This window comes from Candidatus Methylomirabilota bacterium, from assembly GCA_035764725.1.
Taxonomy (GTDB): Bacteria; Methylomirabilota; Methylomirabilia; order Rokubacteriales; family CSP1-6; genus DASRWT01.
Genome location: DASTYT010000101.1, coordinates 1 through 12,007, shown reverse-complemented (window position 1 = coordinate 12,007; position 12,007 = coordinate 1). Strand labels below are relative to the sequence as shown.

The 12,007-nt window shown below is 70.2% G+C and carries 15 protein-coding genes; 9 read left to right on the top strand and 6 right to left on the bottom strand.

Annotation, left to right across the window (positions count from 1 at the left end; genetic code table 11):
* Positions 1-27 precede the first annotated feature (27 nt).
* Genes miaB through VFX14_16305 form a run of 7 tightly spaced genes read left to right on the top strand, consistent with a single transcriptional unit; the run spans position 28 to position 6,578 of the window.
* Positions 28-1,380: a tRNA (N6-isopentenyl adenosine(37)-C2)-methylthiotransferase MiaB gene (miaB, locus tag VFX14_16335; protein ID HEU5191254.1), complete on the top strand. Its 1,353-nt coding sequence runs from the start codon at positions 28-30 to the stop codon at positions 1,378-1,380.
* A gap of 13 nt (positions 1,381-1,393) precedes the next feature.
* The gene (locus VFX14_16330; GenBank protein ID HEU5191253.1) at positions 1,394-1,924 is read left to right on the top strand and encodes a bifunctional nuclease family protein; all 531 of its coding nucleotides are present in this window, start codon (positions 1,394-1,396) and stop codon (positions 1,922-1,924) included.
* A gap of 6 nt (positions 1,925-1,930) precedes the next feature.
* Positions 1,931-3,067, top strand: coding sequence for a glycosyltransferase (locus tag VFX14_16325; GenBank protein ID HEU5191252.1), 1,137 nt, complete (start codon positions 1,931-1,933; stop codon positions 3,065-3,067).
* Complete coding sequence (locus tag VFX14_16320) at positions 3,064-3,324, top strand: hypothetical protein (GenBank protein HEU5191251.1); 261 nt, start codon at positions 3,064-3,066, stop codon at positions 3,322-3,324. Before VFX14_16325 ends, VFX14_16320 begins: the two co-directional genes overlap by 4 nt.
* Entirely contained in the window at positions 3,321-4,634 is a 1,314-nt protein-coding gene (locus VFX14_16315; GenBank protein ID HEU5191250.1) for a phenylacetate--CoA ligase, read from the top strand. Before VFX14_16320 ends, VFX14_16315 begins: the two co-directional genes overlap by 4 nt.
* 2 nt (positions 4,635-4,636) lie before the next feature.
* A complete protein-coding gene (locus tag VFX14_16310) occupies positions 4,637-5,455 on the top strand; it encodes a Phenylacetic acid catabolic protein (protein ID HEU5191249.1) in 819 nt (272 codons plus the stop codon).
* 7 nt (positions 5,456-5,462) lie between these two features.
* Entirely contained in the window at positions 5,463-6,578 is a 1,116-nt protein-coding gene (locus VFX14_16305) for a hypothetical protein (protein ID HEU5191248.1), read from the top strand.
* Positions 6,579-6,694: 116 nt separating this feature from the next.
* Here the strand turns inward: VFX14_16305 and VFX14_16300 are convergent, their stop codons facing one another.
* Together VFX14_16300 and VFX14_16295 are read right to left on the bottom strand one after the other, a co-directional pair.
* A complete protein-coding gene (locus VFX14_16300) occupies positions 6,695-7,354 on the bottom strand; it encodes a tetratricopeptide repeat protein (GenBank protein HEU5191247.1) in 660 nt (219 codons plus the stop codon).
* A gap of 12 nt (positions 7,355-7,366) precedes the next feature.
* Positions 7,367-7,858, bottom strand: coding sequence for a polymer-forming cytoskeletal protein (locus tag VFX14_16295; protein ID HEU5191246.1), 492 nt, complete (start codon positions 7,856-7,858; stop codon positions 7,367-7,369).
* 160 nt (positions 7,859-8,018) lie between these two features.
* Here VFX14_16295 and VFX14_16290 point away from each other — a divergent pair, with 160 nt between their 5' ends.
* The gene (locus VFX14_16290; protein ID HEU5191245.1) at positions 8,019-8,786 is read left to right on the top strand and encodes a glucose 1-dehydrogenase; all 768 of its coding nucleotides are present in this window, start codon (positions 8,019-8,021) and stop codon (positions 8,784-8,786) included.
* Between the two features lie 12 nt (positions 8,787-8,798).
* Here the strand turns inward: VFX14_16290 and VFX14_16285 are convergent, their stop codons facing one another.
* Positions 8,799-9,371 carry a hypothetical protein gene (locus VFX14_16285; GenBank protein HEU5191244.1) on the bottom strand — a complete coding sequence of 191 codons (573 nt, stop codon included), beginning with the start codon at positions 9,369-9,371 and terminating at the stop codon, positions 8,799-8,801.
* Between the two features lie 261 nt (positions 9,372-9,632).
* On the opposite strand from VFX14_16285, the gene VFX14_16280 reads away from it, so the two are divergent.
* The gene (locus VFX14_16280; GenBank protein HEU5191243.1) at positions 9,633-9,959 is read left to right on the top strand and encodes a GYD domain-containing protein; all 327 of its coding nucleotides are present in this window, start codon (positions 9,633-9,635) and stop codon (positions 9,957-9,959) included.
* A gap of 6 nt (positions 9,960-9,965) precedes the next feature.
* On the opposite strand, the gene VFX14_16275 is transcribed toward VFX14_16280, so the two are convergent.
* From VFX14_16275 to VFX14_16265, 3 genes are all read right to left on the bottom strand, one after another.
* A complete protein-coding gene (locus tag VFX14_16275; protein ID HEU5191242.1) occupies positions 9,966-10,766 on the bottom strand; it encodes a thermonuclease family protein in 801 nt (266 codons plus the stop codon).
* Between the two features lie 204 nt (positions 10,767-10,970).
* Positions 10,971-11,552, bottom strand: a complete 582-nt coding sequence (locus tag VFX14_16270) for a J domain-containing protein (GenBank protein HEU5191241.1) — start codon at positions 11,550-11,552, stop codon at positions 10,971-10,973.
* Between the two features lie 239 nt (positions 11,553-11,791).
* A partial coding sequence (locus VFX14_16265) for a hypothetical protein (protein HEU5191240.1) occupies positions 11,792-12,007 on the bottom strand: 216 nt, incomplete at its 5' end.

Sequence of the window (12,007 nt, the reverse complement as noted above, 5' to 3'; positions counted from 1 at the left end):
GTGTGTTACGGTAACCCCCAGGAATTCATGCCCAAACTTCACCTCATCACGTACGGCTGCCAGATGAACGAGTACGACTCGGAGCGGGTGGCCGGCCTCCTCAAGCACGAGCGCTACGAGCTCACCGACTCGCCCGAGGACGCCGACCTCATCCTGCTCAACACCTGCGCGATCCGCGAAAAGGCCGAGGACAAGGTCTACTCTGAGCTCGGCACGCTCAAGCGGCTCAAGGCCCGGCGGCCCGAGCTTCTCATTGGCGTGATGGGCTGCATGGCGCAGCTCCGTCAGGGCGTCATCCAGTCCCGCGCGCCGCAAGTGGACCTCGTCTTCGGCTCGCCCGCCATCGCCCGTGTGGGCGAGCTGGTGGCGCGGGCGCGGACCGAACGGCGCGCCGTCCTCGAGACGGGCGAGGGACCCCTGGTGAAGATCACCGCGAAGCCCGACGGCGCCTCGCGCCTCAAGGCCTTCGTGACGGTCATGGAGGGCTGCGAGAAGCACTGCACGTTCTGCGTCGTGCCCTCCACGCGCGGGCGGGAGCGCAGTCACACTCCCGAGGCCGTCGTGGCCGAGATCACGGAGCTGGCCGCCCACGGGTGCCGCGAGGTCACGCTCCTCGGCCAGACGGTGAACGCGTACGGGCGTGACCTCGATCCAGCCACCGATCTCGCCGCGCTCCTGGAGCGCGTGGACGCCATCGACGGCATCGCGCGCATCCGCTTCACCACCTCGAATCCCTACAACCTCACCAGCCGGCTCATCCGCGCCATCCGCGACGTCCCGAAGGTGGTCGAGTATCTTCACCTCCCGCTGCAGTCGGGCTCGGACCGGGTGCTCGAGCGCATGAACCGCGGCTACACGCGCGCCCGGTACGTCGAGCTCATCGCGGAGCTGAAGGAGACCGTGCCGGAGATCGCGCTGTCCACCGACCTGATCGTGGGCTTCCCGGGCGAGACGGAGGAGGACTTCGCCCGGACGGTGGAGGCGGTGGAGGAGGTCGGCTACGATAATGTGTTTGCCTTCCGATACTCGCGGCGCCCAGGCACGCCGGCGGCGGAGATGGCCAATCAGGTCCCCGAGGCGGTGAAGGCCGAGCGCAACACGCGCGTGCTCGAGGCGGCGGTGCGAGTGGGCGCGGCGCGGAGCCAGCGCCTCGTCGGGCGCGAGATGGAGGTCCTCGTGGATGGGGCCTCGCGCAAGGATGCCGCCCAGGCGAGCGGGCGCACCCGCTGCAACCGCGTGGTGAATTTCGATGGCGCTGGCCGCGACCTCGTCGGCGAGATCGTCCACGTTCGCATCACCGAGGCGCTGCCCCACAGCCTCCGCGGCGTGCTGATGCCGCGGAGCGCGGACCGCCTCGCGGCCGCCGGATCGCCCGCATAGGAGGGAGCGCGTCATGTGGCTCGAGATGAAGGTGAAGGGACTGACGCTCGACCCGCTCTCCAAGCTCCCGATCCTCATCCTGCGGGACGAGGAGGACAAGCGAACCCTGCCCATCTGGGTGGGCCTGGCCGAGGCCAATGCCATCGCGCACGAGCTGGAGAAGATCCCCACCGCGCGGCCGATGACCCACGACCTCATGAAGAGTATCCTCGAGGCCCTGCGAGCCCGCGTGCTGAAGGTGGTGGTGAACGACCTCCGCGACAACACGTTCTTCGCCGTCCTGCACTTGCAGCTCGGCGCCGCCGAGATCACCGTGGACGCGCGCCCGTCGGACGCGATTGCGCTCGCCCTCCGCGTGGCGGCGCCCATCTTCGTGGACGAGGCGGTGGTGACCAAGGCGCAGATGTCGGAGAGCGCGAAGGAGCCCGACGCGGCGACCGCCCCGCGCGGCGAGGATCCCGACAAGGTGAAGGAGTGGCTGGAGTCCATCAAGCCGGGAGACTTCATGGAGCGCGGCAAGGATCCCGGCGCGCCGGCCGAGTAGCGGTGGATGCGGGTCGCCCTCTTCACCAACAACTACCTGCCGTTCCGGGGTGGAGTCACCACCGCGGTGGAGACGCTCCGGGCGGGGCTGGAGGCGGGAGGGCATGAGACGTGGATCTTCGCGCCGGGGGCGCGCGGCGCCGCTGATCCCCCGTTCGTCTTCCGTTATCCCGCGATTCCCGCGCCGACCTACCCGGGCTTCGCGGTCCCGGTGCCCATCTCGCCGCGCCTCGCCCGCCTGGCCCGCGACTTCCGCCCCGACGTCATCCACGTCCAGCACCCGTTCCTCCTCGGCCTGACGGGCCGGCGCCTCGCCCGGCGCCTCGGCGTCCCGCTGGTCTTCACCTATCACACGCGCTACGAGAAGTACGCCCACTACGTGCCGCTGCCCGAGCGCATGGTCGCCGCGCTCGCGGTGCGCCTGGCGTGTCGCTTCGCCGACCGCGCGGACCTGGTCGTCGCGCCCTCCCTCGTCATCGCCGAGACCCTGCGCGAGCGCGGCGTGCGCGCGCCCGTGGCTGTGATCCCGACCGGTGTACCGCTCGACCACTTCCGCCCGGGCGCGCGCGCCGCCGCGCGGGCGGCGCTCGGGCTCGAGCCGAGGCGGCTCTCGTGTCTCTACGTGGGCCGGCTCGACCGGGAGAAGAGCGTGGAGCGGGTCATCGAGGCCTTCGCGCTGATCGTCGGCGCGCTGCCCGAAGTCGAGCTCCTCCTCGTGGGGCAGGGGGCGCATGCCGCGGCCCTGCGCCGCCTGGCGGCCGCGAGCCCGGCCGCGAGCCGGATCCGGCTCGTGGGCGCTCACGCGCGCGAGGCCCTGCCGCCTTTCTATCAGGCCGCTGATCTCTTCCTCTTCGCCTCCGAGACGGAGACGCAGGGGCTGGTCCTCGCCGAGGCGCATGCCTGCGGCCTCGCCGCGGTGGCAGTGCGAGCGTCCGGGGTGGAGGAGGTCGTCGTGGATGGCGAGACAGGCCTCCTCACCAAGCCCGACGCGCGCGATCTCGCGGACGCCGCGATCGGGCTGCTCCTCGATCCCGTCCGCCGCGCGGCCATGGGCGCGGCAGGCCGGCTCGTCGTCGAGCGGCACTTCTCGGCGGCAGGACAGGTCGACGCGATGGTGGCGCGCTACGGCGCGCTCCGGGGATGAGCGAGGGCCGCGAGGTGCGCCTGACGTTCCAGCCGGACTGGGATCCCGGTCCGGCGGATCCGGGCCGCGGCGGCCTCCTCGCCCGTGACCCCAAGGTGCGCACGCTCCTGAAGGTGCTCGTGTCCTATCCGGAGGTGCACTACGTGCTCCCGGACCGGATCCGTCTCGATCCGGCGTCTGATCCTCGCCTCCTCGACACCATCCAGCGCTTCCTGGAGCGGCAGTCCTGGTTGCTCCGAGCGGTGACCGTCCGGTGATCTGGAATCGCGACGCGGAGACGATGGCGCCGGACGCCCGGCGCGCGCTGCAGCTCGACCGGCTGCGCGCGGCGATCGGCTGGGCGGGCGCGCGCGTGCCCTTCTATCGCGAGGCGCTCGGGAAGGCCGGTCTCGCGTCGGGCGCGCTGCGCGACCTCGAGGATCTCGGCGCGCTCGCCTTCACGCGAAAGGATGATCTGCGCGAGCATTACCCGTGGGGGCTCTTCGCGGTCCCGCGCGCCCTCGTGGCCCGTGTGCACGCCTCGTCGGGGACCAAGGGCAAGCCCACCGTGGTCGGGTACACGCTGCGCGACCTCGCGGTCTGGCGCGAGGTGATGGCGCGCTCCCTCGCCGCGGCGGGGGCGGAGCCCGGCCACCTCCTCCAGATCGCCTATGGCTACGGCCTCTTCACGGGCGGGCTCGGCTTCCACGATGGCGCCGAGCACATGGGGCTCACGGTGGTACCCCTGTCTTCGGGGAATACGCTTCGACAGATTCTCTTGCTCCAGGATTTCCACTCCCACGGCCTCGCGTGCACGCCGTCGTTCGCCCTCCACATCGGCGAGACCATGCGCGAGCAAGGCCTGGATCCACGGGCGATTGGTCTCCGCTATGCCCTCCTCGGCGCGGAGCCGTGGACCGAAGCGATGCGGGCCCAGCTCGAAAGTCTGTGGGGCTGCGCGGCGCTCGATTTCTACGGGCTCTCGGAGCTGATCGGCCCCGGCGTGGCGGCGGAGTGTGTGGAGGCCCGGCAGGGCCTCCACGTCAACGAGGATCACTTCCTCCCGGAGATCATCGATCCGGCGACGGGCACGCCGCTCCCGCCCGGCGAGGAGGGCGAGCTCGTGCTCACGGCGCTCACCAAGGAAGCGCTGCCCATGCTGCGCTACCGGACGGGTGACCTCACCAGCCTCAACCCCGACCCGTGCCCGTGCGGGCGCACCACCGTCCGGATGGCCCGGGTCAAGGGGCGCAGCGACGACATGCTCGTGATCCGCGGCGTCAACGTGTACCCCTCGCAGGTCGAGGCGGCGCTGCTGACGCTGGGCGAGCTGGCCCCCCACTATCAGCTCGTGGTGGATCGCACCGCCGCCTTCCCGACCCTCGCCGTGCACGTCGAGCCCGCCGAGCGTACCGTGGAAGCATGGGGCGGCTTCGACGGCCGGCGCGTCGAGGTCACCGCGCTCGCCGGCGTGGTGGCGGACCGGTTGCGCGGCCACCTGGGCCTCAATCCCGAGATCAGCATCGTGCCGCCCAAGACGATTCCCCGCAGCGAGGGGAAAGCGGTGCGGGTGGTGGAAAGGAGATGAGCATGGACGGCAAGGACGCACGCTTGCTCGCTCGGATCGAGGCGGGGGAGCGCATCGAGTCCGCGGAGGAGATGACCGACGACTACCGGAAGAACCTCATCCATCTCATGACCATGCAGGCCGACTCCGAGCTGGCGGGGGCCTTCGGCTACGTGCCATGGATCATGAAGGCGCCCACCATCGAGGAGAAGCACGTGGTCGCCCAGATCGTGAAGGACGAGGTGCGCCACGCCCACGTGATGTACGGGCTCCTCGAGGACCTGGGCGTGGACGTGGCCGGCCACGTGGGACGGCACGACTTCACGCTGCGCCTCGACGATAGCGCGGCCGATATCGGGACCGCGCGTGTCGCCGCGGACAAGCGCGTGAACATCTTCTACTACCCGATCGACCGCTGGGCGGACTTCATCTTCTTCAACTTCTGCATGGACCGGGGCGCCGGGCATCAGCTCGAGGACGTGCGCCACTGCTCCTACGGGCCGTGGGTGCGCGCCATCGAGGGCATCTTCAAAGAGGAGAAGATGCATATCCGGCACGGCGAGCTCTGGGTGCAGCGGCTGACTCAGAACGACGCCACGCGCGCCGAGGCCCAGCAGGCGCTCGACCGCTGGTTCGTCCGCACCATGAACATCTTCGGACGGCCCGGCTCGCCGAAGAACCGCGTCTACCAGAAGTATCGCCTCAAGGTGCGCGACAACGACGAGGTGCGCCGAGCCTTCGCCGCCGAAGTCACGGCGCTGGCGGGCGCCGCCGGCCTTACCGTGCCGGAGTGGAAGCCGGCATGGGATCAGTTGCCGGAAGAGGCGCAGATTCCGGGCTAGTGGCGGGGTGGGGGACCGGCTTCGCCGCGTCGGCCTGCTGATCTTCCTGGCGCTGCCCGCGCCGGCGTGGGGCCAGGCGTCGGGTGGCCGCTGGGAAGCGCTGCCCGGCACCTCGTTGCGCGCGCTCGTGCCTCCAGGTTCCGCCGGCTCGGCAGTGACCGCGGCCTGGAGCGGCGCCGCCTACGACAGCCGTCGCCAGCGCCTGATCGTCATTGGCGGCGGCCACGCCGACTCGTGGTGGAACGGGGCGGTCGCCGTGTACGCCGACGGCCGCGCGTCGCGCCTGGTGGCGGAGCCCTCCCAGACCCCGCCGCCACGGCCGGGCAATCCCGTCGATCCGAATCCGGACGGCGTCCCGACATCCCGCCACACCTATGCCGGGCTCGCCTACGTGAGCCATCTCGACGCGGTGTGGATGGTTGGCGGCTCGGGTTATTCGGGGTCGGGTGGCGGGCTGCGGACGAGCTGGTTGCTCCACCTCGGGGAGACGCCCGCGCGCTGGGAGCAGCTGCCGGACGCGCCGGGGTCCACCGTCACCGCGATGATCGATTACGACCCTACGCGGCGGCTCGGCTACTTCGTGGCCCGTAACGGGGCGCTGCATCGCTACGACTTCGACGCCGGCGTCTGGGAGCGCGTGATCGGCCCGCAGCCCGCGGTGGCCGAGCCCGATCCGGCGCTGATGTTCCGCATCGACCCCGAGCGGCGCCTCGCCCTCTTCGTCGGTCCTCGCTGCGGCTACGCGACGCAGGGCGCGGGGGTGTATAAGGGCGCTCCGTGTGACGCCATCCAGGTCATCTCGCTCGACGATCTCAACGCCGGCGCGCAGCGGTGGACGTTCACCGGCGCCACCGATTTCTTTCGGGTGCAGGGCCCCGGGCTCGCCAAACACCCCAGCGGGCTCTGGTACGGCTGGGCCGGGCAGAACGAGGTGTGGACGATGGATCTCGACGCGAAGGTGCTGGTCAAGCTGCCCGCGGGCCCGCTGCCCGTGCCCGAGGGCAGCGCCATCAACAGGGGCGTCTACGGACGTTGGGCCTTTGATGCTGCGCGGGGCGCCTTCTTCGGCATCGCTCACGTGGACTGGAACGCCGTGCGGTTCACGCCGCTGGCGCACCCCTAGAGGAAGGCGGTGAGTCGACGGGCGGACCGCTCGTCCGGAGATTGACATAATACTTCTTATCGGAAGTTCCGACCTGGCGCGGAAGGGCCCGGCGAGGGCCGGCGGAAGATGGCGCGCTAGGGCTTGGCGGGGCTGCTCTGCAGCGACGCGATCCGCGTGCGCACGTCGTCGCCGCGGCGGCTGTCCGGGACGTCCTTGAGGAGCCGCTGATACGTCTCGATCGCGGCCTCGCGGCGTCCGCCGAACTCCTGCACGCGGGCCAGATCGAGCAGGATCCCCTCGTAGAGGAAGTCCGTGGGCGCGAGCCCGGTCAGCGCCGCCTCGTACGCCGTCTGGGCCTTGGCGAGGTCCTTCTCCGCCTCCCAGGTGTAGCCGATACCGACCGCGGCCAGCGTGCGGATGGTTCCCGTGGCACCCTGGGCCAGCGCGACCTGATAGGCGCCGCGGGCTGCGGCATATTCATCGGCGGCGTAGCGGAGATTCCCCAGGCGATACGCGGCCTGCGGAACGCCCGCATAGCGGGGATGCTGGGAGATCACGGCCTCCAGCGCTTGGATGGCGGCGGCGCGCGCGGCGGGTGATGCGCCGGGCGCCTGGGCGGCCTGGGCCAGGTCGGTGGCGGCGGCCAGGGCCATCGCGCCCTGGGCCTGCTGGCTCTGCCACCACGCCCAGCCGCCGAGCGCGAGCGCGCCCACGGCGACGAGGACGGCGACGGCGATCAGGCCGAGGCGGATGGTGCGGGAGTCGCTGAGGAAGGCGCGGAGCGTGTCGAGCACGCCCCTAGAGTATCAGCTTCCGCTGCGGAGCTCGACGGGACGCGCGCCCAGGCCCGCGCCGAGACCGGCGCGCTCCACCCAGATCTCGCCCTTGACGGAGGCGCCGTCGGCGGCGGAGAAGCTCCCGGTCTTCAGCGTGCCGGTGAGCACCCCCGACGGCAGGATCTCCACGCGCGTGGACGCGGAGAGGTTGCCGCGGACCACGCCGCCGATCTGGATGGCGGCGGCGTTGATGTTGGCGTCGACCTGGGCGCCCTCGGCGACGAAGACCTTGCCGGTGACGTTGATCTCGCCCTCGAACTTGCCGTGGATGTGGAAGTCGCCCTCGCCGCTGACCTCGCCGCGCAGCACGAGGCGGCTGCCGAGGCCGGGTCCGTCAAGCGTCGTCGACGCGCGCGCGCCGCGCGTGAGCGCCGGCATCCGATCGATCGCGTCCGTGCGGCGCGGAGAGTCCGCGCTCACGAGGCCGAAGTAGCCGAGAGCCGACCGCATCGCGTTGATCATGGCTTCATGCTAGGCGGTGGCCCGCGCGCGAGTCAAGAAATGCGGGCGTCCGACGCGCGAGCGCCCGGCACGGCGGCGCCGTGCTAGGCTCCCCGAGGCGACCGCGCGTCGGCCCGCCGGCACACGCGGCCTTCATCCCGCATCCCCAAAGGAGATCGTCATGAGCTTCACCGACAAGGCAGTCCTGGTCACCGGGGCGACCAGCGGCATCGGCCGCGCCGCCGCGGCCCGCTTCGGCGCGGAGGGCGCGCGTGTGGCCTTGGTCGGCCGGGACCGCGCCGCTCTCACGGCCACGCGGGCCGCCATGGGCGCGGCGGGCGAGCGCGCGGTCGCGGTGACCGCCGACGTGACGCGCGAAGAGGACGTCCGGCGCGCGGTGGACGAGACGGTGCGCGCCTTCGGCGGGCTCGACGTGCTCGTGTGCGGCGCGGGCGTCATCGGCACCGGCACCGTCGAGACGACGTCGGCCGAGCTCTGGGACCAGATGATGGCGGTCAATGTCCGCTCCGTGTTCCGGCTGGTCCAGCTCGCTCTCCCCGCCCTCATCCCCCGCAAGGGCAATGTGGTGGTGGTCTCGAGCGTCAACGGGCAGCGGGCGTTTCCCGGCGTGCTCGCCTACTGCTGCAGCAAGGCGGCGGTGGACCAGTTCGTGATGTGCACCTCGCTCGAGCTGGCCCCGAAAGGCGTGCGCATCAATGCCGTGAATCCCGGGGTGACCCGGACGAACCTGCACCGGCGCAGCGGCATGAGCGAGAGCGACTACGCCGCGTTCGTGGAGCGGAGCCGCACCACGCACCCCATCGGGCGCATCGGCGAGCCCGAGGAAGTGGCGGACATGATCTGCTTCCTCGCCTCGGACCGCGCGGGGATGATCACGGGCAACTGTGTCTTCGTGGACGGCGGCCGGCACAACACCTGCGCGCGCTAGCGCACGGAGAGGCTACCAGCCGCCGGTGCGCACCCCGTAGGAGGACACGAGCACCATCTCGGGCCCGGCCATCTCGACGTACTGGACGAGCTTCCACTCGTCCAGCAGCCGCGGGATGCGGTCCTCGACCTGCCGTCCGTAATAGTCGAGGAATTCCTTGGCGAAGAGCAGGCGATGCACGGGTCGTCCTTCCTGGTCGAGGAGCACGAACCCCTGCCCGTCACGCCGCAGGTCCCACGATGGGATCGGCGTGGCGAGGCGAAAGGCCTCGCCAAGATAGCGCGCCACCTCACGCACCGCGCTCGGGCTCACCGGCGCCACCGTCTCGAGCGCGCGGTCCGGCGGCGCTTCCAGCGGGACGATGGAGTAGCCGATCGACCGGAGCTCGTGATCGGTCGCCCGCCGCGTGCGGCGCTCGTGGCCGCGGCGCTCCCGCGCCCTGCCGGGATGCCCGCCCGCGCTGCGGCGCCGCTCGGCTTTGCGCCGGTCGATCAGCACGTGCACGTCGCCGCCCGCGAATTCGTGGCTCAGGTGGCTGGCGAGCTCGGCACGCTGGCGCGACACGAGGAAGAGTAGCTCCGTCATGAGGTCCCCTGCACCGATCCGGTGATTGGCCGATCCTCTTCTCTCGGTGACCGAGCGGCACCGAGTGCATGATTGGTGCCGTCACGACATGCGCGACATTTCAATCAGTTAGCTTTCATGCCCTGAGGAGTGTCATCGGGACGTAAAGTTCCCCGACGGCTTCGGGAAGCTCGCCGCCAGCTTGACCCTGACGGACGCCCGGGACTACGGTGGGCCCACGGCCCGGGCGGCGCCGCTGGCGCGCCCGGCAAGGAGGCGCGCATGCCCACCTACATGGTTCAGGCCGCCTACACGAGCACCGCGTGGAGCAAGCTGGTCCAGCGCCCCGAGAACCGGCTGGAGGCGATGCGACCGGTGATCGAGAAGCTCGGCGGGATCCTGCACGCCTGGTACTACTGCTGGGGCGACTACGACGTCGTGATGTTCTTCGACGTGCCCGACAACGTGAACGCCGCGGCGGTGTCGATGGCGGTGGCGGCGGGCGGCGCGGTGAAGGAGATCAAGACGACGCCGCTCATGCAGCCCGACGAGGGGTTCGACGCGATGTTGCTTGCCCAGGGCGCGGGCTACCGGCCGCCGGGCGGCTGAGCGAGCTCAGCGCTGGACGCGGCGCCCGCCGTCCTCGCGGGCTTCCTCGGCGCTGGCGTAGCACCGCTCGGGTTGGACCTTCGCGTATCCCTCGCCGCCCGGCATGTGGAATACGCGCTCGTTCGACCCCGGCAACAGCGCGCCCTTCACCGGGTGCGAGATCGGGCACGTCCAGGCATCGTGCGGCTCGGCGCCCGGACGATCCACGGTGCCGTACTGCCGCGGCGGCGCGGCCGGCCGCCGCGCGCCCCCGGGCACCGTGGAGGCCGACTGGCTCGGCGGGCTGGGCTTGCGCACCGGCTCGCGCGAGATGTAGGGCGAGTCACGCCAGCGCCCCACCTTGAGCAGCCGGGCCTGCCACTGGAGCTGCTGGAGCATGTCCTCGTGCATGGCGTTCGGCGGCGTGATCGAGACCGCGGCGTAGCCGTTGGCGACCATCTCGGCGTTGACCATGAGATCGCCCACGTACACATAGGCGAGCGTGCGCCCCTGCGCGTCCCTCTCCTGTTGATCCATCTCGAGGCGCACTGTCTGCCCCAGGACCAGCGCCCGGTTGAACTCGGCGGCCTCGGTGGGGCCTGCGATCATGCTGTCCGCCGGCATCTTGGACTCGCGCGTGTTGATGCCGATGTAGCGCACCGTGAGGACCTTCTTGTCGATGCGCACGGCGATGGTATCGCCATCCATCACCCGCACGACGCGCCCCGTGAGCGGTTCACCCGCCTCGAGCGCCGCGATGGTGCCGCTGGCCACGCCCGCGAAGCCGAGTACGAGCAAGACAATGGCATGCGCAAGCCACCGTGCCACCACGCGTCTCCTCGGATGCCGTCCCGGGCCACGCCGCTCCATAGGCACCATAGTAGCAAGGCAAGGGCCAATGGGAAGGACCTTACGAATCAGTGACTTGCCAGATGTCCTTACAGTCCGGCGACCGTTACGGGAATGACACCGACAAGAATTGCACTCCGGGGAGGCGGGACCGAAATGGTGCCCCGGCCTGAACCGTCCAGTCTAGTCGCCTGCCCCGAGCATGAACAATCCGGGGCCCAGCGCAGGATCGGGTGGAGTCTCGGTAGTCGGCCCAACATCCTGGCCTTCGACGAAGTCGACACCGGCCACCGTGATCGCCATCCCGTCGTCTGTCATCTCGATGAACTTCTTTCCTCGGAGATACCACAGCGTGAACTGTGCCTCGTCGATCGAGCAGCCGAAGAGTTCGGGGATGACCATGAGCGGCAAGCTTGGATGGTGTGGCTCAGCACGGCGCATGTTGTAGAGGGCCTGTAACAGCTGACGACGCAAATCTCGCTCGTCCTCGGTACGTCGCTCCGAGAGTTCTCGCTCTGGGGGACCGCCATTGCCTGGGGGCGGCGAGGCCGTGCCGAAGGTCTCGCGGTCGTACGCCGCCCGGCGGACTGGATCGCACAGCACGTGGTAGGCGGCGACGACATTGTGGAACGCCTCGCGGTCGCCGGTCTCCTTGTTGTCTGGATGGTAGAAGGCGGCGAGCAGCCGGTAAGCCTTGGTGATGATCATGGGCTGGGCCGCCCGGCTGACTTGAAGGACGTCGTAATGGTCAGGACTGCTCGGCATAGGCACTAGACAAAAGTCCTCTCTCGGGCCGCACCGTTAAAGCCAAGCGTTGGGCTGTGAGGGCCTTGGGCTGATACGACATGATAATATCTGGAAAGCCGCGTACTTCAGATACCTTTTGTACGCTGCAATTTCGCACGGTTGCATCGTGGCCCCGTGTTAGCCTCCCGCCAATGCCCAGCCTGTCGAACGCCCCTCACCTCCAGGCAGCGGGCGTGCTGGAGTGCTCCCCAATCTGCTCAGGTGGTGAGCTGAGGGTAGCGTGTCGCACCGGCGCGATGGACGCGACTCAGGTCGAGCGCCCTATATTCCGCGCCGCAGCCCCCATCGTTTACAGCGTGGCGGGGCTGACCGAGGTGCAGCGCGGCGAACTGCTCCCGAATATCGTCCGCGTGATGTTGGTGGCCTTCCTCGAGGAGCACACGCGATGACAGCCCGCCGCGAAGTGCCGCCAG